Origin of the sequence: Streptomyces sp. SJL17-4 (assembly GCF_036826855.1) — a bacterium.
GTDB lineage: Bacteria > Actinomycetota > Actinomycetes > Streptomycetales > Streptomycetaceae > Streptomyces.
On the sequence record NZ_CP104578.1, the window covers coordinates 5,186,652 to 5,212,611 of the forward strand.

Below are 25,960 nucleotides of genomic sequence, written 5' to 3' on the forward strand. Positions count from 1 at the left end.
TCGATCCGTTGCGGGACGGAGGGGCGACCGGGCCGGACCTGCGCAAGCCCGGCCGGGCCGCCCGCTCCGCGGTGCTACCGCGTGCTGCTACTTCTGGACGCGGGGCGCGGCCGGAGCCGGGGCGGCGGGCGCGGGGGTGGCCGCCGGATTGACCGCGGGGGCCGGGGCGGGGCCGGGCCGGGCCCCGGACTCGGCGGCGGGCGCGGGCGCGGGGGTGGCCGCCGGGCCGGGCGTGCCGGGCGAGACGACCTTCGGGGCGACGGGCTTGGCCGCCGGGGCGGGCGTGCCGGGCGCGGCGGCCTTCGGGACGGCCTTCGGGGCGACGGCCGGAGCCGGGGTGGCAGCCGGGGCGGCCGCCGGAGCTGCCGTCGGGGCCGCGTCCGGGACCGAGACCTTCGGCGCCGCCGGCGCGGGCTGCGGACCGGAGTCGGCGATGGCCTGCGCGGCGAAGCCGCCGCCGCCGAGGAGGAGCGCGGCACCGGTGATGACGCCCAGGACCCGGGGACGGGGGCGGAAGTTCCGCTTGGCGTGGCTGGACATGGGGTTCTCCCGAGGAAGGGGACGGACATGGTCGGGTGGATCGGTGTGAAGAGCGCCTTCACACCACCAGACGTGCATCACCCCGCGAGGTTGCGACCGGACCCGAGAAAGTTTCCGCCGGGACCGGCAACAGCCACCCGGCCCGCCCGGCCCGCCCGGCGGGCACGGGCACGGGCCCCGGCGCCACGGCCGAGCCCGCCGCCCCGGCTCGGTACGCCGACATGGGGCCGTATGCCGCCCCGGCTCCGTACGTCGACGTGGGCCGTACGTCGCCCGGGGCCGTACGGCCACCCGTTCGACGCCGCCCCGCCCCGCCCGCCGCCCCGCCCCGCGACCGTTCCTAGTCGCCCAGCAACCGCCATGCCGTCAGGGCCACGCGCGCCCTGGTCAGGCCCGCGGGGGTGGTGAGGTCCACCGACAGGGCCCTGCCGATCAGGTCGATGCGGCGGGCCACGCTGCTGTGGTGCAGGTGCAGTACGTCGGCGGCCCGGCGCAGCGACCCCGCCGCGCAGTACGCCTCCAGCGTGTCCAGAGTCTCCCGGGCCCCCTCCTCGGGGCCTCCCGGATCTCCGGCCACCCCGAGGAGCGCCACGACGTCGGGGTTGCCGCGCAGCACCTCCCTCGGCACCTCCGCGAGCAGCGCCAGCGCGCCCAACTCCGCGTGACCGAGCACCGGTTCGCGCTCGGTGGTGAGACGCAGGGCCGTACGGGCCTCCCGCCACGCCAGGTCGGGTCCGTCGGCCGCGCCGATGCCCGCGCGTACGCCCGCGGGGAACCGGGCCCGGTCCACGGCCGAGGCCAGGATCACGCCGACCCCGCCGATCCGTGCCGCCTTCACGGGCCGGCCGGGGCAGACGACTCCGCCCACCTGGTCGAGCGGCAGTCGCGGCGACCGTACGGCGGCCACCCGGACCGGCTGCCCGGCGGCGAAGCCGAGGAGCCGCAGCGCTCGCGCGCGGGCCGCCTCGTCGGTCTCGGCGCTGATGACCAGCTCGACGAGCGCGGGGTCCGCCATGGTCGTCCGGGCCGGACCGTACCGTTCGACGGCCCCCGCCACGGCGAGGGCGAGCCGTTCGAGCAGCACCTCGTCGAGCGGGCCGGCCGGGCCGGACCGCTCCAGCCACACCGTGCCGATCTCCTCGTCGTCGAGGACGACCGGGACCGTGCCGGACGCGGGCCCCGCCGGGCCGGGGGCCTCGCGGCCGTCGGGCGTGACGCGGATCGTCCGCCCGGTGCCGTGGAGTCCGACGCCGGTGACGCACTCGGCGAGACCGGCCGAGGCCCGCGCGAGCGCGGGAAGGTCCACGCGCCTGCGCATCAGCGTGTCGTAGAACGCGACGATGCGGAGCGCGCCGTCGACGTACGGGTCGAGTCCGGACAGTCGTACGGCCAAAGCCTCCATGGCAGCAGGATAGGAGGACGGGCGGGCGGGACGCGGGCGCCGATCGGCGCGCGATCGGCCCCGGATGCCCGACGGACGGCGGACGACCCGGCGCGGGCGGCTCGCCGAGGATGACCGTCATGGACCCCGAACTCGAAGCATTCGTACCGCTCTTCCCCCGCACCGACCTCACGGACCCGGTCACCGCGCGGAAGAGCGCCGCCCGACTGGCCGCCGCCGTACCGGCCCCCGACACCACGGACATGACCATCGAGGACCACGAGGTTCCCGCCGACCCGCCGGTGCCGGTGCGCGTCTACCGCCCGCACGGGGCCCAGGGCGCCGTCGTGTGGCTGCACGGCGGCGGATTCCTCATGGGCGACCTGGACACCGAGCACCCGTGGGCCGCCCGGATCGCGGCCTCCTCCGGCGCGGTGGTGATCTCGGTGGGCTACCGGCTCGCCCCCGAACACCCCTACCCGGCCGCCCTGGACGACGCGTACGCCGTGCTGGAGTGGGCCGTCGGGCACGCGGCCGAACTCGGCGTCGAGCCGGACCGCATCGCGATCGGCGGCCACAGCGCCGGCGCCAATCTCGCGACCGCGGTGGCCCTGCGGGCCCGCGACCGGCAGGGCCCGCCGATCCGCTTCCAGCTGCTCAACCAGCCGGGGCTCGACGACCGGCAGGACTCGTGGTCGGCGGTGAACTTCACCGACACGCCGTGGTTCTACCGGGAGAAGATCACGGCCTCGTGGCGCCACTACCTGGGCGGCCGCCCCGCGAGCCCGTACGCCGCCCCGGCCCGCGCCGAGGACCTGACCGGCCTGCCGCCGGCCTACCTCGCCACCGCCGAGTTCGACCCGAACCGCGACGAGGGCCTCGCGTACGCGCTGCGCCTGCTCCAGGCGGGGGTGTCGGTCGAGATCCACCAGTGGCCCGGCACCTTCCACGGTTCGCAGGCGATCCTCTCCGCCGAGGTCTCGCAGCGGCAGAACGCCGAACTCGGCGCCGCCCTGCGCCGAGCCCTGGCCGGATGAGCCCGGAGCGCGCACGCCCCCGCACCACTGTCCGCACCCACACCACCGGCCCCACTCACATCGCCGACACCGCCCTCCCGTCGCGCCCGACCGAAGGAGTACGTACGCCGTGAAACTCCGATCGAAGATCCGCCTCTCCCTGATCGCCGGCGCGGCCGCGCTCGCCGCCTGCGTCGGCACGGTGGCGGCCGCACCCGCCCCGCCCAGGACGACGGCCGCGACGACGGCCGCGACGTCAGCTGGGACGACATCGACGCCGACCCGCGTCGAGCCCGCACAGCTGCGCACCGCCATGGACGCCGTCCACCGGGCGGGCGTCCCCGGGGTGTTCGGCGAGGTGCGGGACGCCGGCCGGACCTGGCGCGGGGCCTCGGGGGTCGCCGACCTCGCCACCGGACGGCCCATGAGCCCCGACATGCGCCAACGCGTCGGCAGCATCACCAAGACCTTCACCGCCGCGGCCGTCATGCAGCAGGTCGAGAGGGGACGGATCCGGCTCGACGCGCCCGTCGGCGCCTATCTGCCCGACCTCGTACCGGGGGAGAGGGGCAGGCGGATCACCGTCCGGATGCTCCTCAACAACACGAGCGGCATCCCCGACTACATCCCGTACGCCTTCCCCTCGCTCCAGCGGAACTCGCCCACCAGCCTGGACGACAACCGGTTCCGCGAGTTCCGGCCGGCCGAGCTGATCGAGCTGGGGCTCGCGGCGCCGCCCGCGGGCGAGCCCGGCGGTCCCACGGGCGTCTACTCCAACACCAACTGGCTGCTGCTCGGCCAACTCCTGGAACGGGTCACCGGAACCACCGCCGAGCGCTACATCACCCGTCACGTCATCGACCGCGCGGGGCTGCGGCACACCGGTTTCCCGGACGGACCGACGATCGACGGGCCGCACCCGCGCATGTACGAGTCCCTGTGGGGCCTGCTCGAACCGCCGCGTGACTACAGCGTCTACAACATGTCCTGGACGGGTACGGGAGCCGCCCTCGTCTCCACCATGGACGACCTCAACCGCTTCTACGCGCGGCTGCTCGACGGCAGGATCGTCAGCCGGTCGTCACTGGCGCAGATGCAGCGCACGGTCCCGGTCCGCGCCCTGGACGGGACGATGATCGAGTACGGCCTCGGCCTGCACAAGGTCGTCGTCCCCGGCTGCGGCACCTTCTGGGGTCACGACGGCACGGTCTGGGGAGCCGGCACGATCTCCCTGACCCGGTCGGACGGCGGCCGTCAGATGTCGATGGCGGTCAACCTCCAGCGCTGGAACCCCCGGAGCGCGGAGGCGACCCCGCAGCCCCACCCCATCGACACGGCCCTGGAGACGCTGCACGACCAGGCCCTCTGCGGCGCGTAGTCCGCGCCCGCATAGCCTCCTCACATGTCCTTCGAGATGAAAACCCAGAAGAACACCGAGATGAACGACGCCGTACGGGGGCTGCTCGACGCCCCGTACATGGCCGTGCTCGCCACCCTCAACCCCGATGGCGCCCCGCAGAGTTCGGTGGTGTGGGTCAGCCGTGACGGCGGCGAGGTGCTGATCTCCACCACGCAAGGCCGGCGCAAGGCGCGGAACATGCTCCGGGACCCGCGCGTCGGCCTGACCGTCTTCGACCCCGCCGACCCCGACCTGTACGTCGAGATACGCGGCACGGCCGCCCTCACCGAGGACACCGGCCGGGCGGTGGCCGTCCGCATCGCCGAGGAGTACCTCGGTCCGGGCGGCGGCAAGGAGTACGAGGAGGCTCCGGCGGAGCAGGTCCGCGTGGTCGTCCGCATCACGCCGACCAAGATCCTCGGCAGCGCCACCAGGGCCACCGACCCCGCCGTCTAGGCCTGTTCCGGGGCGGTGGAGGTGTACTGGGCGGCGTACTCCCCGGTCGGCGGGGTCGTGGTGATGACGTCGATCAGTACGCCGTCGGGCGCGCCGAGGATGAAGTGGCGCTGGCCGAAGTCCTCGGTGCGGAGGGGGAGGAGCTCGGGGAGACCGGCCTCCCCCACCAGGCGGCGGTGCTCCGCGTCGACGTCCTCGACCTCGAAGTTGAGGAGCAGGCCGCCGCTGGTGGGGGTGCGGTGGCCCGCGGGGAGGGTCGGGTGGCTGTGGTCGAGGAGCGCGAGCTCGTACTGCGGCGCGTCGGGGCGGTGGAGGCTCACGTACCAGTCGGCCTCGAAGGTCGTCGTGAAGCCGAGGTGGCGGGTGTAGAAGTCGCGGGAGGCTGCGACGTCGCGGGTGCGGATCACGGGGTAGAAGCTGCTGAGCCGTCCGGTCGTCATGGGGTCGTTCTCCTCGTCGTGCGTCGCTCGCTCCGATTCCACATACCCGGGGTATGTGAGTGACGAGAGCTAACATACCTCGGGTATGTGAAATGGGAAGGGCGGTGTGCGGCGATGCCGGACGAACGGGCGGCCGACGAGCGGGCGGCGGACGAGCAGGCAGCGGGCGACCGGGCCGCAGTCGGCGGTGCGGCCGGACCCGGCGGCGCCCAGGGCCTCCGGGCCGGGCAACGGGCGGCGACCCGGCGGGCGCTCCTCGCGGAGGGCCGGAGACGGTTCGCCGAGGACGGCTACCACGGGGTGGTGCTCGCGGAGGTGGCCCGCGCGGTGGGGGTCACCAAGGGCGCGGCCTACCACCACTTCGAGAGCAAGGCGGGGCTGTTCCGGGCCGTGGTGGCCGAGGTCCAGGGGGAGTTGGGGGACCGGGTCGCGGCGGCGGCCGACGAACGGACCGACCCCTGGGAGCAGTTGCGCGCCGGCTGCCGGGCCTTCCTGGCGGCCGGTTCGGACCCGGCCGTACGACGGATCGTGCTGGTCGACGCGCCGACGGTCCTGGGGTGGGAGGAATGGCGCGCCCTGGACGAGGAATCCTCGGCGCGGCACCTGACGGAGGCGCTGGAGGGGCTGGTGGAGGCGGGCATCGTCGCCGAACAGCCGGTGGAACCGCTGGCCCGGCTGCTGTCGGGCGCGATGAACGAGGCGGCGCTGTGGCTGGCGAGGGGCGACAGCGCCACGTCGGCGGAGGCGCTGGAGCGGACGGTGGCGGCGCTGGACGGGCTGCTGGCGGGGATTCGCCGCGCGGGGGCGTGAGGCAGCCGGTCAGTCCGCGTCACCCGGCCGGTCGGCCCGCGGTCACCCAGCCGGTCAGTCCGCGCTCAGCCAGCAGTCAGCCAGCCATCAGCCCGCGCTCAGCCAGCGGTCGTCCTGGAACTCGGTGGGGACCTCGTCCTCCGACGGGTCGATCCCGCGGCGCTCCAGCTCGTCGAACCACCGGTCCCGCTGCGACTCGGGCAGCCGCCGTCCGCACCAGGGGCAGAAGTCGATGGTGATGCTCGACGTGCCGCCGTCATGGATGAGCAGCCCGTACTCCTGGAACTTGGGACTGAAGCCGATCAGCGCGTCCGGGCAGTCGAAGGGGTCGTCGTGCTGGTCGCAGTCCACGTCCAGGCGGCGGTTCATCGCCTCGCAGCAGTGGGTGGTCATCGTGCTCGTCCTCTCCCGGTCACGCGGACAGGCTAACGAGCGGCCGGGAGGGACGGGCGTGCCGGTCGGCGTGCGAGCATGCACCGGTGCGTGAACTGAGTGAGTTGACCGAGGTCGAGGACCCGGCCTGGCCGGTCCTCGGCGAGAAGCTGCGGGCCGCGCCCGTACCCGTCGAGGTGCTGGACGCCGACCCCACGCGGGGCGCTGCCGCGCTGCTGCGGACGCAGGTGACCGTGCGGTCGTTCCTGGGGGCGTTCGTCTTCCACAGCGGCGGGGCGTTCGTCGACGACGGCTGGCTGCGGGTGTACGGCAGCCCGGCCGGCGACAACGACCGGCGGCTGCCCTCGCTCGCGCAGGTCAACGACTTCCCCGCGGACGCGGCGGCCGACCCGGGGTGGCGGCCCGACGCGGGGCTCGTCGTGGCCCATGACGTACTCGGCGGGGTGTTCGTCCTCCAGGGCGGGCCCGCGGACCGGGTCGGGCTGCCCGGACAGCCCGGCGAGATGGTGTACTTCGCGCCGGACTCGCTGAGCTGGGACGCGCTGGGCGCCGGGTACGGGGCCTGGCTGTCGTGGATGCTGTCCGGCGGCACGGAGGAGTTCTACGCGGGCCTGCGCTGGCCCGGCTGGCAGGACGAGGTCCGTCGGCTGGACGGTGACCGGGGCCTCACCCTCTACCCGCCGCTGTGGTCGGCGGAGGCGCACCAGGACCTCACCGCGACCAGCCGCCGCGTCGTGACGATGGCGGAACTCCTGGATGCCCAGCGCGAGACGTGCGTGGCACTCGACGAGAGCGACCCCGGTTTCCTGGGGAACGTATGAGCGTGGGGGAGGGGAACGGGGTGGCCGGCCGTACGGTACGGACCTCCCGCCTCGACCTCGTCCCGCTCGCCGTCGCGCACGCCGAGGAGATGGCCGGGGTCCTCGCCGACCCCGCCTTGCACACCTTCATCGGAGGCACCCCGCTGACCCCGTCCGAACTGCGGGCCCGGTACGAGCGGTTGGCGGCGGGCTCGCCGGACCCGGCGGTGGTCTGGGGCAACTGGGTGGTCCGGCTCCGCGCCGAGGACCGGCCGACCGGGACCGTACAGGCGACGGTCACGGAGGACGGGCGGGTCGCGGAGGTCGCGTGGGTGATCGGCGCGGCGTGGCAGGGCCGGGGCATCGCGCGGGAGGCGGCCGAGGGCCTGGTCGCCCTGCTCGTGGAGCACGGCGCGCGGACGATCGTGGCCCATGTCCACCCGGACCACGCGGCCTCGGCGGCCGTCGCCGCCGCGGCCGGCCTCACCCCCACGGACCGGGTGGAGGACGGCGAGGTCAGATGGGAGCGGCGGGTGCCCGGCCGCCTGTGAAGCCGGGGGCACTTCTCCTGGCGCTTCTCCCTCAAGTCTTCCTCAGGGAAGCGGCATTGGCGCTCGGCGGCCGCAGGGCGTGACCTAACGTCGCAGGTCGGGGCCGTTCGACCACGGGGAGACTACTGATGACCGGAATACGCGCGTATCTGTTGACGGGGGCCGCACTCGGGCTTCTCTCGATCGGGGCCGTCGGGTGCACCGGCCCGGGTCCCGCCCCGGCAGCGACCTCACCCGCCTCACCCACCGCATCCGCACCCACGAGCCGTAATACCGCGGCGGCAGCCGCGCAGGAGAAGCGCGTCAAGGACGCCCTCGACACGGTCTCTCCGGACGCTCCCGAGTTCGTGGAGTCCGGGACCGAGCGGGTGGAGGACGGGGTGCGCCACCTCTCCCCGCTGAAGAAGGGAGCCGCCTACCAGCTGGCCCTCGTCTGCGCCGGCGAGGGCGCGGTCGTGCCCGTCGTCGACGGCGAGGAGATCCGGACCGTGCCCTGCGACGGCGTTCCCGTGCTGCACCGGATCACGAGCGCGCCCGCCGAACTTCCTCTCGTGCTCACGGGCCGGGCGGGCGCCTCGGGCGCGGTGGGCTGGCGCATCGTCACGCTCACGGGCTGAGCGGGCCGGAACCTCCGCCCTCCGCCGGACCCTCCGCCCTCCGCCGGGCCCTGGCGCCGAGCCACAGGGACGCGGCGAGCAGCAGCGCGCCCGCCGTCCCCGCCGCCAGCCCGGCACGCAGGCCCGGTGGGCGGAAGTCGCAGGTCACGGTCGTCGTCCCCGGGCGGACGTCGATGGCCAGGAGACCGCCGTACGAACCCGCCTGCCCGCCCTCGCACCGCCAGCCGGCGATCCTCGGGGCGGCCACCACCGCCGTGCCCGTCGTGCCGGGCGGGAGCGTGGCGGTGAGGCCGTCGGAGCGGATGTCGACCCGCGTCGCCGCCCGGGCGCGCAGCCCGTCCACGGCCGTGCGCAGGCGGTCGCGGTCCAGGCAGGCGATCTCGGCGGTCCCGCCGCGCGGGACCAGCGGCTTCGCCACCGGGTCCCGCTGCACGCCCAGCGACGTCAGCGCCGCCCGCCGCTTCGGCTGACCGCCGAGCAGCCGCGTCTCGTACGCGCCCAGGCGGGCCGTACCCGTCGCGTCCGGGGCCCAGAGGAAGACCTCCGTACCGACCCGGCACGCACCGCCCGTCCCCGGAGCCTCGTAGACCCACGCGCCGAGCAGCAGTTCCTGGTTGCGGAAGGGCGACCTGCCGTACGTCGGGGCCGGACCCGGCCGCCGTACCGTGACGAGCGGCAGCGGCTCCGCGCGGACCACCTCCCCGTCCCGCCACCTCGCCCCCACCCCGAACAGCGCGTCCGTCACCGGGTTGTCCAGGCTCAGCAGGTTCCGGCCCCGGGACGTCCAGCCGCCGCCCAGCGCGGTCAGCGTCTCCGTCAGGACCGCCGGGGTGTGGCTGCTGTAGTACGCGGCGCCCTGGCCGCCCAGGAGCAGCGGATCGTTGCCCGCCACCCGGGGCAGACCCGAGTCCGTGCGGTACGCGGGCCAGCCGTCCGCCTCCGCGAGGGCGTCCGCCCGGCGCTGCTGCTCGGCACCGTACGGCGGGTAGTCGTCGAGCCGGACCAGCCGCTCCCGGTCCGCGTACGCCGTCGTCGCGGCCGCCTGGCCGACCACGGTGCCGACGACCAGGAGCGTGGCGAGCACCCCGTACCGGCCCCGGCGCGGGAGCAGCAGCGCGCCCGCGACCGCCGCCAGGCCGACGGCCGTGAGCAGCAGCGCCCACGGGGTGAGGAAGGGGCTCGGGAGCGCGCCCAGAGTCAGGGTCACGACCACCGCCGCCCCGCCGAGCAACGCCCGGCGGTCCGGGCGGCCATGGGCGAAGCCCGTCCACGCCGCCAGGACGAGGACGCCGGAGAGGACGAAGGTCTGGCGGTACGGGCTGCCGTTCGGGGTGGCGAAGGCATGCCACAGGAGGTGCGTCGGGCCCCACTGCATCGAGGCCACGACCACCGCGCACAGTCCTGCCCACAGCCACCGCTCCCGGCCGGGGACGTCGCGGCGGAACAGCAGCGCGGCGACGAGCAGCAGCACCGCCGTGGAGACGAAGGCCGCCGGTGTCGAGAAGCTGTACGTCACGGGGAGCAGCCGGGCGAGGACGTCCGTGGCGGGTGCCGGGTCGAACTCCCTGACCAGGCCCGGGTGCGCGTGACGCGAACCGAGGAAGACGGGGGCGAGGACGGGCGCGGCGAGGGCGATCCCGATGCCGGTCGTCAGGGCGGCCCGCAGCAGGGTACGGAGGGCGCCGCGGCCCCCACGGGGGACGTCGCCCCACGCGGAGGCCGTCGCCGAGCCGGTCGCCGAAGCCGAGGCACCGGCCGTCGCCGAGCCCGCCGCGCCGGTCGTCGCCGAGCCCGCCGCGCCGGCCGTCGCCGCGCCGGCCGTCGCCGCGCCGGCCCTCGCTGAACCCGTCGCACCGGTCGCCGTCGCCGAGCCCGCCGTCGCGAGTCGGACCACCAGGACCAGCGCCGCCCCGATCGTCGCCATGTACGCCGTGTAGAAGTTCGCCACCCAGCAGACCGCGACGACCAGCGGCCCGAGGAGCGGCCGGCTGCCCTCCCGTACCCACTCGCCCACCAGGCAGAGCAGCGGGAAGGCGATCAGGCCGTCCAGCCACATCGGGTTGTACGTGCCCTCCGCGAGCGACCAGCCGCAGAGCGCGTACGAGGCGCCCAGGACCGACGCCCACCACCAGGTGCCGGGGCCGAGGCGGCGCAGCAGGTACGTCATGGCCACCGCCGCGACCGCCGTCTTCAGGACGGTGATCGCGTACACCGCGTACTCGATGTCCCCGCGCGGGAAGAGCGCGACCAGCGGCGCGAAGGGGCTCGACACGTACGTGCCGTAGTCGGGGAGGAAGCTCGTGCCCCAGCCCGCCTGCCAGTCGAGCAGCAGCCCGCCGTCCGCCCGGCCGCGCAGCAGGTCCCACAGGTGCGCGTGGAACGGCACGAACTGGTTCGCGAGGTCGTTGACGGCCCGGTGGCGCGGCCCGAAGGGGAAGATCCGGGCGACGGCGTCGCCGCCGCAGACGGCGAGCACGGTGAGCAGCGCGGCGAGGAGCAGGGAGCGCGGGCCCTCGGCCGTGAGCCGGGTCGCGGTGCCCACGGTGGTGGGCGTGAGGGCGGGCGGCGTGGAGCCCCGCGTACGGGTGGCGTTCGGCATGACCCGTCGAATATGCCAGCGTCCGACCGGGAGAATCCGCTCCGCGCGACCCAGTTCATTCAATGGTCGCCTGAAGGCCATCCACGGGGTCCGGCCGGGACACCGTGCTCCGTTGTCGTGGGCGGCGTGCTGCTCTCGATCGTCGTCCCGTGCTTCAACGAGGAAGACGTCCTCGCCCGTTTCCACGACCACGTGACCAATGAACTCGCCAAGCTGGACGGCGAGTTCGAGATCGTCTACGTCGACGACGGAAGCCGGGACGGGACGCTCCCGCTCCTCCAGGAGCTCGCCGCGCGCGACTCCCACCTCGTCCGGTACGTCTCCTTCAGCCGGAACTTCGGCAAGGAGGCGGCGATGCTGGCCGGCCTCCGCAACGCCGCCGGCGACGCCGTCGTGATCATGGACGCCGACCTCCAGCACCCGCCCGAGCTGGTGCACCGCATGGTCGCGCTGCACTCCGAGGGGTACGACCAGGTCGTCGCCCGCCGCACCCGCGAGGGCGACCGCGTCACCCGGACCCTGACCGCCCGCGTCTACTACTGGGCGATCAACCGGCTCGTCGACGTCGAGCTCGTCGACGGCGTCGGGGACTTCCGGCTGCTGTCCCGCCGTACCGTCGACGCGGTCCTCGGCCTCGGCGAGTACAACCGCTTCTCCAAGGGCCTCTTCTCCTGGGTCGGCTTCCGGACGACGACGTTCTCCTACGAGAACGCCGTCCGCGAGGAGGGCCGCTCCAAGTGGACCTTCGGCAAGCTCCTCAACTACGGCCTCGACGGGCTCCTCTCCTTCAACAACAAGCCGCTGAGGGCCGCCGTCCACCTCGGCTTCCTGCTCGTCCTCGTCGCCCTCGGCTACGCCGCCTGGATCGTCGGGGACGCGCTGGTCAACGGCGTCGACACCCCCGGTTACGTCACCCTCCTCGTCGCCGTCACCGCCCTCGCCGGCGTACAGATGGTGATGGTCGGGCTGATCGGCGAGTACGTCGGCCGCATCTACTACGAGGTCAAGCGCCGGCCGCACTACCTGGTCAAGGAGACCCACGAGGGGACCTACGAGGGGACGTACGAGGGGACCCCCGAAGGGGCGTACGAAGGGGCGCGCGAGGGGGCGGATACGGGACCGGTACGGGCCGACACCCGGCGTGCCGGTGAGTCGTTGTGGGAAACAGTCGCACCGAAGTAGTGGCTCCGGCCCGGGCGACTCCCTAACATCGATCACCGCAAGGTCGTTCAACTGACGCACGACCAGCCCGGGAGGCTCCTTTGCACCGCCGCACTGCGCTCACCGTCTCCGCCGCACTGCTCGCCGCGGCCCCGCTGCTCACCGCCTGCGGCGGCGAGGCCCACCCAGGAGCGGCGGCCGTCGTCGGCGGCGAACGGATCGACGTCTCCAGCCTGCAGGCACAGGTGAAGGACGTGCGCGCCGCCCAGGAGCGCTCCCCGCAGGCCGCCCAGCTCGTCCAGGCCACCGGTGACCTGCCCCGCCGCAAGCTCAACGTCATGATCTTCGACCGGGTCGTCGACAAGGTCGCCGCGGACAACGGCGTCGGCGTCACCCGCGCCGAGCTCCAGGAGACCAGGACCGCGTTCGTCCGCGAGAGCGGCGGTGAGGAGCGGCTCGCCGAGGTCCTCCTCCAGGAGCAGGGCGTGGCGCCCGGCCAGATCGACGACGTCGTCCGCCGCAACGTCCTGATGAACAAGATCGCCGCCAAGCTGGGCGTCACGGACACCCCCGAGGGACAGAAGAAGCTGACGGAGGTCTTCTCCGCCGCCTCCAAGGCCCTCGCCATCGACGTGAACCCGCGCTACGGCGCCTGGGACGACGCCCAGGTCCGGCTCGGCAACACCACCGCGCCCTGGCTGCGGCAGCTCAGCCAGGACCCGGGCGCCGTCCCGGCCGGTGCGTGAGCCGGAGTAAGTTCAAGGGGTGACTTCTGAGAGCCCCGGCCGCATCGTTCTGCTCACCGCCAGCCACCGCGTGGCACCCGGACTGCTGTCCTGGCCCGCCTGGCAGGCGCTGGGCGCCGCGGACCGGGTGCTCTGCCCCGACGAGCACCACCCCCAGCTGCCGTACCTGCGGGAGGCCGGGGTCGCCGTCGAGCACCTCCGGCCCACCGCCGAGGAACTCGTCGAGGCGTGTGCCGGGGGGCGTACGGTCCTGCTGCTGCCCTCCGGCGAGGGCGACCGGGCGCTGACCGACGGCCTCGCCCGGCTCGCCGGCTCCGGCCGCTTCACGATGCCCGACCTGGAGCTGCTGCCCGGCTCGTACGACCTGCCCGGCGCCCGGCTCCTCGACCTCGTGCAGATCATGGACCGCATCCGGCGCGAATGCCCGTGGACCTCCCTGCAGACCCACGAGGGGCTCGCCAAGTACGGCATCGAGGAGGCGTACGAACTCGTCGAGGCGATCGAGGACGGCGACCGGGACGAACTGCGCGAGGAGCTCGGGGACGTCCTCCTCCAGGTCGTCCTCCACGCCCGGATCGCCGAGGACGACGCGGAGGAGCCCTTCTCCGTGGACGACGTCGCCGGAGCCCTCGTCGAGAAGCTGATCCACCGGCACCCGCACGTCTTCGGGGACGCGAAGGCGGAGACGCCGGAGGACGTACGGGCCCACTGGCTGCGCACCAAGGCGATCGAGAAGCAGCGGGAGTCCGTGACGGACGGCGTGCCCCTCGGGCAGCCGGGCCTCGCGCTCGCGGCGAAGCTCGCGGGCCGGGTCCGCACGGCGGGCCTCGACGTGCCCCTGCCGGACGGCGAGGGCATCGGCTACGAGCTGCTCGCCCTCGCGGTACGGGCGGAGGCGGAGGGTGTGGACCCGGAGGCGGCGCTGCGCGCGGCGGCCCGGACGTACCGGGACGCGATCCGCGCCGCGGAGGGCGTGAAGGCCTGAGCGGCCGGCCCTTCTCACCGATCGGAGAGGCCTGGTCGGTCGGAGCGGCCTGATCGGCCGGAGCGGCCGGCGCTACGGTTCGCGTGGTGCCCGGGCCCCCGGGTTGTGCCAGAGCGGGGGCGGCGGGCCCAGGAGGCGTTCGGCCGCGGTGTTCGGGCGGGCCGTGAAGCGGCCCACGGGCTGGAGCGTGTCGTGGTGGATCCGGTCCGGGTCCGTGCCCAGTTCCACCAGTGTCTCGACGACCTCCGTCAGGAAGCCGGGCGGGCCCGCGAGGTAGACGTCGTGCGCGGGCCAGTGGACGCAGGCCCGCAGTGCCTGGAGGAGCCGTTCGGTCGCCTGGTCCTTGCGGTGGCCGGGGGCCGAGGTGATGTAGGTGACGCTGAGCCCGCCGAGACGCTTCTTCAGTCGCTCCGCGTCCCCCCGGCCGTACAGGTACTCCTTCGCGCGCGCCACGACGAAGAGCCGGCCCTTCAGCTCCGGTTCGGCCTCCGCCGCCTCGGAGAGGAGCGCCTTCATAGGCGCCCAGCCCGTACCCGCGCATATATAGGTACGGAGTCCGCCCGGCTCGGTGCACGCGGTGAGGCCGCCGCCGGGCGCGCTCAGCCGCAGCGTCTCGCCCGGACCCGTCAGGTCGACGAGTGCCGTGCTCATCGCGCCGCCCGGGATCCGGCTCACATGGAGCTCGACCGTGCCGTCGGGTCGGGGCGCGTCCGCGAGGGAGTAGGTGCGCCAGACGCGCGGGACGCGCAGCGAGCTGACGCTGACGTACTGCCCGGGGAGGAAGGGGAGCGGCTGCCGGGGCCGCAGGGTGAGGACGGCCAGGTCCTCGCCGTACCGCTCGTGCCGGACGACGTCCGCGTCCCACCAGGCCGGCTCCCCGGCCCCGGCCGCCTCCTCGGCGCCTGCCAGCATCAGATCGGCGACGTGCCCGTACGCCTCGGTCCAGGCCTTCTCGGCCTCCAGGTTCCAGGCGGCCCCGGCGGCGTGCGCGAAGGCGGCGAGCAGGCTCGACCCGACGGCGGCGTAGAGCGCGGGGGAGGCGAGGAACTTGCGGTGGTCGCGGCCCAGCTGCCCCAGGTACGCGGCGAGCCCCGGGGACTCCAGATGCGTCACCACATGGGTGAGCGCGGCGAAGAGCCGGTCCCGCTGGGGCTGCATGTCCTCGGGGAACAGCTCCCGCAGGGCGGGGTTGTTCCAGAAAAGATGCGAGTAGAAGAAGGTGACGGCGTGTTCGGCCCGTCTCTCGACGACCGCGAACGTGCTTCTGAGCATCTGAGGATCCACTGACAAGAATCTAGGGCACCACCCCCTTCTTGATCACAGGATCCGACAGACGGCACCTTCCGGACCGCCCTGTACGGTCGGGGAGTGAGCACCACCCCCGGAACCGGTCCCGCGTCCTGCCCCGTGTCGTCCCCCGCGCCCGAGCTCTTCACCTGGGAGTTCGCGAGCGATCCGTACCCCGCGTACGCCTGGCTCCGTGAGCACGCGCCCGTGCACCGGACGACGCTGCCCAGCGGGGTCGAGGCCTGGCTGGTGACGCGGTACGGGGATGCCCGGCAGGCCCTCGCCGACCAGCGGCTCTCCAAGAACCCCGCGCACCACGAGGAGTCCCCGCACGCCAAGGGCAAGACGGGCATCCCGGGCGAGCGCAAGGCCGAGCTGATGACGCATCTGCTCAACATCGACCCGCCGGACCACACCCGGCTGCGGCGGCTCGTCTCGAAGGCCTTCACGCCGCGCCGGGTCGCCGAGTTCACCCCGCGCGTACAGGAGCTGACCGACCGGCTCATCGACTCCTTCGTGGAGAAGGGGAGCGCGGACCTCATCCACGAGTTCGCCTTCCCGCTCCCCATCTACGCGATCTGCGACCTGCTCGGCGTTCCCGAGGAGGACCAGGACGACTTCCGCGACTGGGCCGGGATGATGATCCGGCACGGCGGGGGGCCGCGCGGCGGGGTCGCGCGGTCGGTGAAGAAGATGCGCGGCTATCTCGCGGAGTTGATCCACCGCAAGCGCGAGGCGCCCGGGGACGACCTCATCTCGGGGCTCATCAAGGCCTCCGACCACGGCGAGCACCTCACCGAGAACGAGGCCGCCGCCATGGCCTTCATCCTGCTCTTCGCCGGCTTCGAGACGACCGTCAACCTCATCGGCAACGGCATGTACCAGCTCCTGCGCCACCCCGAGCAGCGCGAGCTGCTCCAGGCGTCGATCGCGGCGGGGGAGACCGGGCTCCTGGAGACCGGGATCGAGGAGCTGCTGCGGTACGACGGGCCGGTGGAGATGGCCACCTGGCGGTACGCGACCGAGCCGCTGACCCTCGGCGGGCAGGACATCCCGGCGGGCGACCCCGTGCTCGTGGTGCTCGCCGCCGCCGACCGGGACCCGGAGCGGTTCGACGGGCCGGACACCCTGGACCTGGCCCGGCGCGACAACCAGCACCTCGGGTACGGGCACGGCATCCACTACTGCCTGGGAGCGCCGCTCGCGCGGCTGGAGGGGCAGACCGCGCTCGCCACCCTGCTGACGCGGCTGCCGGACCTGCGACTTGCCGCCGATCCGGAGGAACTGCGGTGGCGCGGAGGGCTCATCATGCGCGGATTGCGCACGCTTCCGGTGGAGTTCTCCCCTTCCGTACGACTCCCACAAAGTGACGAGCCGTCAGAACTGTGATCTTCGCGTGATCGCGGGTGCATCGACTTGTGATGAGCGTTCGAATACGGCTACCTTCCCCGTCAGCTCGGTTCGTCAACGTGGTTGAGTAATTCGGCCATGTGCGGCAACTGGGCTCGCCCTCCTAGTCGTCACGCGAAAGGCGCTCCTATGCGTTCCGGGAACGGACGTCACCGTCGCCCCCGTCAGGCCCCCGCAATCGTCGTCGCCGCGGGTGTGACCGGCTCCGCCATGGCGCTGCCGCTGCTCGCCACCGGGTCCGCCTCCGCGGCCGACGCAGCCACCTGGGACCGGGTCGCCGAATGCGAGTCCGGCGGCCAGTGGAGCGCCAACTTCGGCAACGGCATGTACGGCGGGCTCCAGTTCACCCAGGACAGCTGGGAGCGGAACGGTGGCCTGACGTACGCGCCCAGCCCCGATCTGGCCAGTCGCGCCCAGCAGATCGCGGTGGCCGAGAAGGCCCTTGCCAAGGGCTCCAACGAGTGGGCCACCTGCGCGCCGATCGCCGGCCTGACGAACGACGGCACGTCGCCGGGCGTGGACCCCGGTCCCGCGAGCGTCCCCAAGGCCCCCACGGGGCCGGTTCCCGAGTCGAACTGGACCACGGGTCTGCCCGGGACCTCCGAGGAGACCTCGGAGGCCGCCGAGGGGGCGAAGGGGTCCGAGGACGCGAAGAAGGGCACGGGGACGGCTTCGCCGACCGCGCCCGCCACGCCCGTCTCGCCGACCGCTCCCGTCACGCCGACCACCCCGGCGAGCCCCTCCGTGTCGACCGACCCGAGCCACCCGACCGTGCCCACCACTCCGGGCACGCCCGATACATCCCTTACGCCGGGTACGCCGGGTACGCCCGGCACCCCTGACGCGCCGGGGGCCACCGAGCCCGGTGCGCCGACGGATGACGTGTCGTCGGCCACTCCCGGAACCGGGAAGCACCGGGGTGACGCCGCGCCGGAGGAAACCGGCAACCCGGACAGTTCCGCTGAATCGGGTAGACATGCTTCATCGGACAACAACCTGACCGAAAAGCCCCCGAAGGCGGCGCCGGCTGACGCTTCGAAGGAAACGGACGCAACTGACAGTCAGGGCAACTCGGGCTCCTATCTCGTGCAGCCGGGCGACAATCTGTCCGACATTGCACAGGAGAACGAACTCCCCGGGGGCTGGACCGCCCTCTACGACGCCAACCGGCAGACCGTGGGCCTCGATCCGGACTTCATCCTCCCTGGTCAGGCTCTCGACCTGACGAACGGTTCGACCGCGTCGGCGGAGTGATTCGGGGGCGTATGTCCGGTTCTGGGCAAGTGAGACATGGGTCTCTTCGCCCCAACTGGCGTGTCACGCCCGCAAACTTTGCTCCCGTCACCTCTCACCTGCACAAACACCCCCCATCGGAAGGCAAGTAGGGGCGTTATTTCCGCAATACGCCTCTTTGAACTTCCGGTGGGTCTGTGTCTACGGTCGTCACCGCTCGCCACCGCGGGCCCCGTCGACCGAAACGCCGAATCCTGCCGTCGGCCGATGGGAACAGTCGTCGCGCAAGCGCCGAAGGCAGGAGTGGGGGACCCAAGGTAAGTGCCGGCCCCGGCCGTTGAGACAGACGGCCGACGATCGGCTTGGGGTGAAGCCGCGTGCTAGGACACGCGGCCGGGCAACTTTCCGGCCCGAACCCGACAGCTCACCTCACAGGCGTCGGTGAGGAGAATCTCCATGCTGTTTTCCGGCAAGGGCAAACACCGCCGTCCCTCCAAGGCCACCCAGGTCGCCACGCTCGTCGGCGTCACCGGTGTCGCCGTGGCCGCCCCGCTGATGACCGCGGGCACCGCCTCGGCCGCCACGGCCTCCGAGTGGGACCGCGTCGCCCAGTGCGAGTCCGGCGGCAACTGGTCGATCAACACGGGCAACGGCTACTACGGCGGCCTGCAGTTCTCGGCCTCCACCTGGGCCGCGTACGGCGGCACCGCCTACGCCTCGACCGCCAACCAGGCGTCGAAGTCCCAGCAGATAGCCATCGCCGAGAAGGTCCTCGCGGGCCAGGGCAAGGGCGCCTGGCCGTCCTGTGGCGTGGGCCTCTCCGGCGCCTCGTACGACGGTGGCGCCACCGAGAGCGCGCCGCAGCAGAGCACCCAGCAGCAGCCGCAGCAGGAGCGGAAGGCCGAGCAGCCGACCACCCGCAGCGAGCAGCGCCAGGCCCCGAAGAAGGCCACGCAGCAGCAGGCCGCTCCGCAGGCCGCCGCGAAGAAGACCGTCACCACCCCGACCGGCAAGAAGGTCAAGAAGGGTGACGGCGAGTACAAGGTCGTGACCGGCGACACCCTCAGCAAGATCGCCCAGGCGCACGGCGTCAAGGGCGGCTGGGCCGAGCTCTTCGAGCTGAACGACGACGTCGTCGACAACGCCGACCTCATCTACCCGGGCCAGCAGCTTCACCTGAAGTGAGCCCGGCGGCCCGCGTGAGTCCGGCGGCTCACGCGGACCCTCCGACCCTCCCGCGGTGACCACCCCGGCCCGACGCGTCTCTCCCCCGTGCGCGTCGGGCCGGGGTTCCCCCGTTTCAGGAGGACTCCGTGGTTACCGACTGGTAGATCTGGGGTCCTTCGTCCCGAGATGCATGCCCTCGGGTCCTTTTTCGTCCCAGCGGGCGGGCGCCCGGCTGGCCGGAGCCCCCGAGCCGGTTAGGCTCTTGTCGCAAGGCCAAGCGACCCTGCACCGACCTTGCGTCACATCCAGCGTCACATCCCAAAAAGGAGATGCTCGTGCCGTCCATCGACGTCGTCGTAGCCCGGGAAATCCTGGACTCCCGAGGCAACCCCACGGTCGAGGTCGAGGTCGGCCTCGACGACGGCAGCACCGGTCGTGCTGCTGTTCCGTCCGGCGCCTCCACCGGTGCGTTCGAGGCCATCGAGCTTCGCGACGGTGACCCGAACCGCTACCTGGGCAAGGGTGTCGAGAAGGCCGTCCTCGCCGTCATCGAGCAGATCGGCCCGGAGCTCGTCGGCTACGACGCCACCGAGCAGCGCCTGATCGACCAGGCCATGTTCGACCTGGACGCCACCGAGAACAAGGGCTCCCTCGGCGCCAACGCCATCCTCGGCGTCTCCCTCGCCGTCGCGCACGCCGCGTCCGAGGCCTCGGACCTCCCGCTCTTCCGCTACCTCGGCGGCCCGAACGCGCACCTGCTGCCCGTTCCGATGATGAACATCCTCAACGGTGGGTCGCACGCCGACTCCAACGTGGACATCCAGGAGTTCATGATCGCCCCGATCGGCGCGGAGTCCTTCTCCGAGGCCCTCCGCTGGGGCGCCGAGATCTACCACACCCTCAAGGCCGTGCTGAAGCGCAAGGGCCTCTCCACCGGCCTCGGCGACGAGGGCGGCTTCGCGCCGAACCTCGAGTCGAACCGCGCCGCCCTCGACCTCATCGTCGAGGCCATCAAGGAGGCCGGCTACACCCCGGGCTCCGACGTCGCGCTCGCGCTCGACGTGGCCGCGTCCGAGTTCTACAAGGACGGCAAGTACGAGTTCGAGGGCAAGTCCCGCTCGGCCGCCGAGATGACCGAGTACTACGAGGAGCTCGTCTCCGCCTACCCGATGGTCTCCATCGAGGACCCGCTGTACGAGGACGACTGGGCCGGCTGGAAGGTCCTCACCGACAAGCTGGGCTCCAAGGTCCAGATCGTCGGCGACGACCTCTTCGTCACCAACCCGGAGCGTCTGGCCCGTGGCATCGAGGAGGGCACCGCGAACGCCCTCCTGGTCAAGGTCAACCAGATCGGCTCGCTGACCGAGACCCTCGACGCCGTCGAGCTCGCCCAGCGCAACGGCTTCAAGTGCATGATGTCCCACCGCTCCGGCGAGACCGAGGACGTCACCATCGCCGACCTCGCGGTCGCCGTGAACTGCGGTCAGATCAAGACCGGCGCCCCGGCCCGCTCGGACCGCGTCGCCAAGTACAACCAGCTGCTGCGCATCGAGGAGATCCTCGACGACGCCGCGGTCTACGCCGGCCGCAGCGCCTTCCCGCGCTTCAAGGGCTGACAGCGTCACACCCGGTAGTTCCGTACGTCCCCGTACTCGGTCCCGTACCGTGTGCGGGGACGTCCGCGTGAACAGGGGAGGCGACACGACATGGCCGCGAAGGACCGGGACCGGTTCTCCACCGCGACCCGGATCAGACTGCTCGGCGAGCAGACCGCCGCCCGTGTCTACCGCTCCCAGACCCGCCGCCAGGCCCGCCGCTCCCGGCTCACCGGCCGCGCGGCCTTCCTCGCCCTGGTCGTCTGCTCCCTCGTCGTGGCACTCGCCTACCCGATGCGGAGCTACGTCTCCCAGCAGGGCGAGATCGCCGAGCAGGAGCGCAGGGCCGCCGAGGCCGCCCGCCGGGTCGAGGAACTCAGGGACGAGAAGGCCCGCCTCCAGGACCCGGCCTACGTCCGCCGCCTCGCCCGCGAGCACCTCCACTACGTGCTGCCCGGCGAGACCGGCTTCACCGTGAACGACCCCGACGCGGAGCAACGGCCCCGCGGCGACCAGGGCGCGGCGGACCGCCCCTGGTACGACAACCTCTGGGACGGCGTCGACCACGCCGACCGCCCCTGACCCCTCCTCCGCACCAGACGAGCAAGGCAGACATGGAAACGCCCCCTCCGCAGACCGAACGCACCGAGCCCACCGAGAAGGACATCGCCGCCTTCGAGCTCCAGCTCGGCCGGCCGCCCCGCGGCCTGCGCGCCATCGCGCACCGCTGCCCGTGCGGCAACCCGGACGTGGTCGAGACCGCGCCCCGGCTCCCCGACGGCACGCCGTTCCCGACCACGTACTACCTGACCTGCCCCCGGGCGGCCTCGGCCATCGGGACCCTGGAGGCCAACGGGGTCATGAAGGAGATGCAGGCCCGGCTCGCCACCGACCCGGAGCTCGCCGCCGCCTACCGCGCCGCGCACGAGGACTACATCGCGCGCCGTGACGCGATCGAGGTCCTGGAGGGCTTCCCGAGCGCCGGCGGCATGCCGGACCGCGTGAAGTGCCTGCACGTCCTCGTCGGCCACTCGCTGGCCGCCGGACCGGGCGTGAACCCGTTCGGCGACGAGGCGCTCGCGATGCTGCCGGAGTGGTGGGCGAAGGGCCCCTGTGTCACGCCGTGCTCCGACGAGGGGAAGTCCGCCGAATGACCCGGGTCGCCGGAATCGACTGCGGTACGAACTCCATCCGCCTCCTCGTCGCCGACATCCACCCCGAGACGGGTGACCTCGTCGAGCTGGACCGGCGGATGACGATCGTCCGGCTCGGGCAGGGCGTCGACAAGACCGGCCGGCTCGCGCCCGAGGCGCTGGAGCGGACCTTCGCCGCCTGCCGCGCGTACGCCGAGGTCATCGAGGAACTGGGCGCCGAGAAGCTGCGCTTCGTCGCCACCTCCGCCTCCCGCGACGCCGAGAACCGCCAGGACTTCGTGAACGGGGTCGTGGAGATCCTCGGCGTCGAGCCCGAGGTCATCACCGGCGACCAGGAGGCGGAGTTCTCCTTCACCGGCGCCACCGGCGAGCTGCACGGCGACGACCGCCGTCTGGTCGTGGACATCGGCGGCGGCTCGACCGAGTTCGTGGTCGGCAACCGGCACGTCGAGGCCGCCCGCTCCGTCGACATCGGCTGCGTCCGGCTCACCGAGCGGCACGTCCGGCACGACCCGCCGACCGCCGAGGAGGCCGACGCGATCCGCGCCGACGTCCGGGCCGCGCTCGACCTGGCCGCCGAGACCGTCCCGATCGACACCGCCGAGACCCTCGTCGGGCTCGCCGGATCGGTCACCACGGTCGCCGCCATCGCCCTGGGTCTCCCGGAGTACGACTCCGAGAAGATCCACCACGCCCGGATCACCGCCGCCCAGGTCGCCGAGGTCACCGACCGGCTGCTCGCCTCGACCCACGCCGAGCGGGCCGCGATCTCCGTCATCCACCCCGGCCGGGTCGACGTGATCATCGCCGGTGCCATCGTCCTGAGGGAGATCGTCGAGCGGGTCGGAGCCCACGAGGTCGTCGTCAGCGAGCACGACATCCTCGATGGGATCGCCCTATCCGTGTCATAGCGGGCACCTATCGACGCCCTCGGCGACATGTCGTCGGGAAAGTTCGTGAAGTTCTTCACAAGGAAAAGGGCCCTGGTGGCGCCCGAAGGGGGTCTTTGGGCCTTCCGGGGGGCGCCCCAGGGCCCTTTCGCAGGCGCGGAGGCCGATTCGCTCGTTGTTTCCATCGCGTGAACGGCCCCCGTGGTTCAGCGTTAACGGAGGCTCTCCGGGCCAGTTCACAAGGGGTGAACAACGTTCGCCCCTGCACCCCGGTTCCTTTGCAGCACCATGACATGGATCACGTGGGCGGCGGAGTGTAGCAGAGGTGTCCGGAGAGCTTGTGAAGGGGCGCACGAGCACCCCCCTCAGGAGGGGTGGATACTCGATCTCATGAGCACCACGGAGCGTCCCAGGATCCTCGTAGTAGGCGGCGGGTACGTAGGCCTGTACGCAGCTCGGCGCATCCTCAAGAAGATGCGCTACGCGGAGGCGACCGTCACGGTCGTCGACCCGCGGTCGTACATGACCTACCAGCCCTTCCTCCCCGAAGCCGCCGCCGGCAGCATCTCGCCGCGCCACGTCGTCGTCCCGCTGCGACGCGTCGTGCGCGGAGCCGAGGTGCTCACCGGCCGGGTCACCACCATCGACCAGGACCGCAAGGTCGCCACGATCGCGCCGCTCGTCGGCGAGGCGTACGAGCTGCCTTTCGACTTCCTCGTCATCGCGATGGGCGCCGTCTCCCGTACCTTCCCGATCCCCGGCCTCGCCGAGCAGGGCATCGGTATGAAGGGCATCGAGGAGGCCATCGGCCTGCGCAACCACGTCCTCGAGCAGCTCGACAAGGCCGACTCGACCACCGACGAGGAGGTCCGCCGCAAGGCGCTGACCTTCGTCTTCGTGGGCGGCGGCTTCGCCGGCGCGGAGACCATCGGTGAGGTCGAGGACCTGGCCCGGGACGCCGCGAAGTACTACCAGAACGTGTCGCGCGAGGACATGCGCTTCGTCCTGGTCGACGCGGCCGACAAGATCCTTCCCGAGGTGGGCCCCAAGCTCGGCCAGTACGGCAAGGAGCACCTGGAGAGCCGCGGGATCGAGATCTACCTCGAGACCTCCATGGACTCCTGCGTCGACGGCCACGTCGTGCTGAAGAACGGCCTCGAGGTCGACTCCAACACGATCGTGTGGACCGCCGGCGTGAAGCCGAACCCGGCGCTCTCCCGCTTCGGTCTGCCGCTCGGCCCCCGCGGCCACGTGGACTGCAACGAGAAGCTCCAGATCAACGGCCTCGACTACGCGTGGGCCGCGGGCGACAACGCCCAGGTCCCGGACATGGTCGGCCGCAAGGCGGGCAACCCGAACGCCTGGTGCCCGCCGAACGCCCAGCACGCCCTGCGCCAGGCCAAGGTCCTCGGCGACAACGTGGTGGCCGGCATGCGCGGCTTCCCGCAGAAGGAGTACAGCCACGCCAACAAGGGCGCGGTGGCCGGACTCGGTCTGCACAAGGGCGTCGCGATGATCGTCATGGGCAAGGTGAAGATCAAGCTCAAGGGCCGTCTCGCCTGGTACATGCACCGTGGCTACCACGGCATGGCGATGCCGACCTGGAACCGCAAGATCCGCGTCTTCGCCGACTGGACCCTCGCGATGTTCCTCAAGCGTGAGGTCGTCTCCCTCGGCGCCATCGAGACGCCGCGCGAGGAGTTCTACGAGGCCGCCAAGCCCGCCCCCGCGCCGGCCGCCCCGGCGCAGGAGAAGGCCAAGGCCTCGTAACACCCGCAGTCCGCAGTACACGCAGCACCACCAGTACACGCAGTACCAGCAGTACACGCAGTACCAGCAGTGCACGCAAGGCCGTAAAAGGGCCGTCCGCCATCCGTGGTGCGGACGGCCCTTCGCGTGTTTTGCCGACTGATTGCGCTGTGCCGGGACTGCAAACGCCTACGGACGGTGTTCCCTTGGTGACGAGCATTTCTGGGGCACGAGATCACGGAGGTGTGCATCATGGCCGACGCCGCGTCGCGGCTGACGAGTCTCGCCGAGGAGCTGCTGGGCGGACCGCTCCCGGTACGACTGCGAGCCTGGGACGGCAGTGAAGCCGGCCCAGTGGGCGGCCCCGTCCTGATCGTCCGCGATCGCCGCGCCCTGCGGAGGATGATCTGGAAGCCCGGCGAACTGGGCATGGCCCGCGCCTGGGTGGCCGGGGAGCTGGACGTCGAGGGAGACCTGTACGCGCTGCTCGACGGGCTCTCGGGCCTGCTGTGGGAGCGAGCGGCGGACACCAGGGGCCGCGTCACGGCCGTACGGGACTCCGTACGCGATCCCAGGCTGCGGGCCGCCGCAGGCGCCCTGCTGAGGCTGGCCGGTCCGCCGCTGCCGCCGCAGCCGCCGGCCGAGGAGATGCGCGGCCGCAGCGGCGGCCGGCACACCCGGCGCCGCGACAAGCAGGCGATCAGTCACCACTACGACGTGGGCAACGACTTCTACGAGCTGGTCCTCGGCCCGTCGATGGTCTACTCGTGCGCGTACTGGGCCTCCGACGGCCCCGACGCGACCCTGGAGGACGCCCAGCGCGACAAGCTGGACCTCATCGCCCGCAAGCTGAACCTGAAGGCGGGCGACCGGCTCCTCGACGTGGGCTGCGGATGGGGCTCCATGGCCCTCCACGCCGCCCGGGAGTACGGGGCCAGGGTCGTCGGCATCACCCTCTCCCGCGAACAGGCCGCGTACGCCCGCAAGCGGATCGCCGACGAGGGCCTGACCGACCTGATCGAGATCCGCGTCCAGGACTACCGCGACGTCACGGACGGCCCGTACGACGCGATCTCCTCGATCGGCATGGCCGAGCACGTCGGCGCCGTCCGGTACCGGGAGTACGCCGACATCCTGTACGGGCTCCTCAAGCCCGGCGGACGGCTCCTCAACCACCAGATCTCCCGGCGCCCCGAGCCCGACGAGGAGGCGTACGAGGTCGACCCCTTCATCGACGCGTACGTCTTCCCCGACGGCGAACTCGCCCCCATGGGCCGCACGCTGAGCACCCTGGAGGACGCCGGCTTCGAGGTCAGGGACGTGGAGGCGATCCGCGAGCACTACGCGCTCACCCTGCGCCGCTGGGTGGCCAACCTGGAGCGGGAGTGGGACCGGGCGGTCCGGCTCACCTCACCGGGCCGGGCGAGGATCTGGCGGCTCTACATGGCGGCCTCCGCCGTCTCCTTCGAGCGCAACCGGATCGGCGTGAACCAGTTCCTCGCCGTGAAGACCCCGCTGTCGGGGAAGAGCGGCACGGCGCTGCGGCCGCGCGTCTGGAACGAGAAGGCCTGAGGCACGGCC

Annotated in this window: 25 protein-coding genes and 1 riboswitch; of the genes, 19 read left to right on the top strand and 6 right to left on the bottom strand. The window is 72.6% G+C overall.

The annotated features are described in order from the left end of the window. Window positions 1-87 precede the first annotated feature (87 nt). Both N5875_RS23370 and N5875_RS23375 read right to left on the bottom strand, forming a co-directional pair. Window positions 88-540, bottom strand: a complete 453-nt coding sequence (locus N5875_RS23370) for a hypothetical protein (protein WP_338495708.1) — start codon at window positions 538-540, stop codon at window positions 88-90. 340 nt (window positions 541-880) lie between these two features. Further along, complete coding sequence (locus N5875_RS23375; protein WP_318210183.1) at window positions 881-1,942, bottom strand: helix-turn-helix domain-containing protein; 1,062 nt, start codon at window positions 1,940-1,942, stop codon at window positions 881-883. A 119-nt stretch (window positions 1,943-2,061) separates the two neighbouring features. On the opposite strand from N5875_RS23375, the gene N5875_RS23380 reads away from it, so the two are divergent. The 3 genes from N5875_RS23380 to N5875_RS23390 all read left to right on the top strand — a co-directional run bounded on the left by N5875_RS23380 (window position 2,062) and on the right by N5875_RS23390 (window position 4,792). Continuing rightward, complete coding sequence (locus tag N5875_RS23380; protein WP_318210182.1) at window positions 2,062-2,958, top strand: alpha/beta hydrolase; 897 nt, start codon at window positions 2,062-2,064, stop codon at window positions 2,956-2,958. Between the two features lie 109 nt (window positions 2,959-3,067). Then, entirely contained in the window at window positions 3,068-4,315 is a 1,248-nt protein-coding gene (locus N5875_RS23385; protein WP_338495711.1) for a serine hydrolase domain-containing protein, read from the top strand. A 24-nt stretch (window positions 4,316-4,339) separates the two neighbouring features. Beyond that, on the top strand, window positions 4,340-4,792 hold the full coding sequence (locus tag N5875_RS23390) for a PPOX class F420-dependent oxidoreductase (protein ID WP_318210180.1): 453 nt from the start codon (window positions 4,340-4,342) through the stop codon (window positions 4,790-4,792). On the opposite strand, the gene N5875_RS23395 is transcribed toward N5875_RS23390, so the two are convergent. After that, window positions 4,789-5,232, bottom strand: a complete 444-nt coding sequence (locus N5875_RS23395; RefSeq protein ID WP_318210179.1) for a VOC family protein — start codon at window positions 5,230-5,232, stop codon at window positions 4,789-4,791. The two genes, N5875_RS23390 and N5875_RS23395, sit on opposite strands and share 4 nt — an antisense overlap. Before the next feature lie 114 nt (window positions 5,233-5,346). On the opposite strand from N5875_RS23395, the gene N5875_RS23400 reads away from it, so the two are divergent. Further along, window positions 5,347-6,042: a TetR/AcrR family transcriptional regulator gene (locus N5875_RS23400; protein WP_338495713.1), complete on the top strand. Its 696-nt coding sequence runs from the start codon at window positions 5,347-5,349 to the stop codon at window positions 6,040-6,042. Between the two features lie 87 nt (window positions 6,043-6,129). On the opposite strand, the gene N5875_RS23405 is transcribed toward N5875_RS23400, so the two are convergent. Continuing rightward, window positions 6,130-6,435 (bottom strand): hypothetical protein, encoded by a 306-nt coding sequence (locus tag N5875_RS23405; RefSeq protein ID WP_338495715.1) that lies wholly within the window; start codon window positions 6,433-6,435, stop codon window positions 6,130-6,132. 86 nt (window positions 6,436-6,521) lie between these two features. On the opposite strand from N5875_RS23405, the gene N5875_RS23410 reads away from it, so the two are divergent. The 3 genes from N5875_RS23410 to N5875_RS23420 all read left to right on the top strand — a co-directional run bounded on the left by N5875_RS23410 (window position 6,522) and on the right by N5875_RS23420 (window position 8,403). After that, complete coding sequence (locus N5875_RS23410; protein ID WP_318210176.1) at window positions 6,522-7,256, top strand: DUF2625 domain-containing protein; 735 nt, start codon at window positions 6,522-6,524, stop codon at window positions 7,254-7,256. Beyond that, window positions 7,253-7,786, top strand: coding sequence for a GNAT family N-acetyltransferase (locus tag N5875_RS23415; protein ID WP_318210175.1), 534 nt, complete (start codon window positions 7,253-7,255; stop codon window positions 7,784-7,786). The genes N5875_RS23410 and N5875_RS23415 overlap by 4 nt, the downstream gene beginning before the upstream one ends. A 128-nt stretch (window positions 7,787-7,914) precedes the next feature. After that, on the top strand, window positions 7,915-8,403 hold the full coding sequence (locus N5875_RS23420) for a hypothetical protein (protein WP_338495718.1): 489 nt from the start codon (window positions 7,915-7,917) through the stop codon (window positions 8,401-8,403). On the opposite strand, the gene N5875_RS23425 is transcribed toward N5875_RS23420, so the two are convergent. Next, window positions 8,393-11,002, bottom strand: a complete 2,610-nt coding sequence (locus N5875_RS23425) for a YfhO family protein (RefSeq protein ID WP_338495720.1) — start codon at window positions 11,000-11,002, stop codon at window positions 8,393-8,395. The two genes, N5875_RS23420 and N5875_RS23425, sit on opposite strands and share 11 nt — an antisense overlap. A 126-nt stretch (window positions 11,003-11,128) precedes the next feature. Here N5875_RS23425 and N5875_RS23430 point away from each other — a divergent pair, with 126 nt between their 5' ends. The 3 genes from N5875_RS23430 (at window position 11,129) to N5875_RS23440 (ending at window position 13,894) form a co-directional block, all read left to right on the top strand. After that, complete coding sequence (locus tag N5875_RS23430) at window positions 11,129-12,184, top strand: glycosyltransferase family 2 protein (RefSeq protein ID WP_318210172.1); 1,056 nt, start codon at window positions 11,129-11,131, stop codon at window positions 12,182-12,184. Window positions 12,185-12,264: 80 nt separating this feature from the next. Then, window positions 12,265-12,909: a SurA N-terminal domain-containing protein gene (locus N5875_RS23435; RefSeq protein ID WP_318210171.1), complete on the top strand. Its 645-nt coding sequence runs from the start codon at window positions 12,265-12,267 to the stop codon at window positions 12,907-12,909. Window positions 12,910-12,928: 19 nt separating this feature from the next. Further along, window positions 12,929-13,894 carry a nucleoside triphosphate pyrophosphohydrolase gene (locus tag N5875_RS23440; protein WP_318210170.1) on the top strand — a complete coding sequence of 322 codons (966 nt, stop codon included), beginning with the start codon at window positions 12,929-12,931 and terminating at the stop codon, window positions 13,892-13,894. A 72-nt stretch (window positions 13,895-13,966) separates the two neighbouring features. Here the strand turns inward: N5875_RS23440 and N5875_RS23445 are convergent, their stop codons facing one another. Beyond that, the gene (locus tag N5875_RS23445) at window positions 13,967-15,166 is read right to left on the bottom strand and encodes a globin domain-containing protein (RefSeq protein ID WP_318210169.1); all 1,200 of its coding nucleotides are present in this window, start codon (window positions 15,164-15,166) and stop codon (window positions 13,967-13,969) included. A gap of 96 nt (window positions 15,167-15,262) precedes the next feature. On the opposite strand from N5875_RS23445, the gene N5875_RS23450 reads away from it, so the two are divergent. From N5875_RS23450 to N5875_RS23490, 9 genes are all read left to right on the top strand, one after another. Then, the gene (locus N5875_RS23450) at window positions 15,263-16,570 is read left to right on the top strand and encodes a cytochrome P450 (protein ID WP_318210168.1); all 1,308 of its coding nucleotides are present in this window, start codon (window positions 15,263-15,265) and stop codon (window positions 16,568-16,570) included. A gap of 150 nt (window positions 16,571-16,720) precedes the next feature. Then, on the top strand, window positions 16,721-17,845 hold the full coding sequence (locus N5875_RS23455) for a transglycosylase family protein (RefSeq protein WP_338495724.1): 1,125 nt from the start codon (window positions 16,721-16,723) through the stop codon (window positions 17,843-17,845). A gap of 258 nt (window positions 17,846-18,103) precedes the next feature. Beyond that, window positions 18,104-18,277, top strand: a riboswitch (cyclic di-AMP (ydaO/yuaA leader). Window positions 18,278-18,280: 3 nt separating this feature from the next. Next, window positions 18,281-19,009, top strand: a complete 729-nt coding sequence (locus tag N5875_RS23460; RefSeq protein ID WP_338495726.1) for a transglycosylase family protein — start codon at window positions 18,281-18,283, stop codon at window positions 19,007-19,009. 311 nt (window positions 19,010-19,320) lie between these two features. Next, complete coding sequence (eno, locus tag N5875_RS23465) at window positions 19,321-20,607, top strand: phosphopyruvate hydratase (protein ID WP_055599385.1); 1,287 nt, start codon at window positions 19,321-19,323, stop codon at window positions 20,605-20,607. 90 nt (window positions 20,608-20,697) lie between these two features. Next, window positions 20,698-21,168, top strand: a complete 471-nt coding sequence (locus N5875_RS23470; protein ID WP_015034100.1) for a septum formation initiator family protein — start codon at window positions 20,698-20,700, stop codon at window positions 21,166-21,168. 32 nt (window positions 21,169-21,200) lie between these two features. Then, entirely contained in the window at window positions 21,201-21,740 is a 540-nt protein-coding gene (locus tag N5875_RS23475; RefSeq protein ID WP_318210165.1) for a DUF501 domain-containing protein, read from the top strand. Then, the gene (locus tag N5875_RS23480) at window positions 21,737-22,651 is read left to right on the top strand and encodes a Ppx/GppA phosphatase family protein (protein WP_338495735.1); all 915 of its coding nucleotides are present in this window, start codon (window positions 21,737-21,739) and stop codon (window positions 22,649-22,651) included. Before N5875_RS23475 ends, N5875_RS23480 begins: the two co-directional genes overlap by 4 nt. Before the next feature lie 369 nt (window positions 22,652-23,020). Beyond that, the gene (locus N5875_RS23485; RefSeq protein ID WP_318210163.1) at window positions 23,021-24,400 is read left to right on the top strand and encodes an NAD(P)/FAD-dependent oxidoreductase; all 1,380 of its coding nucleotides are present in this window, start codon (window positions 23,021-23,023) and stop codon (window positions 24,398-24,400) included. A 231-nt stretch (window positions 24,401-24,631) separates the two neighbouring features. Beyond that, window positions 24,632-25,951 (top strand): cyclopropane-fatty-acyl-phospholipid synthase family protein, encoded by a 1,320-nt coding sequence (locus tag N5875_RS23490; protein WP_318210162.1) that lies wholly within the window; start codon window positions 24,632-24,634, stop codon window positions 25,949-25,951. The last annotated feature ends 9 nt before the right edge of the window (window positions 25,952-25,960 follow it).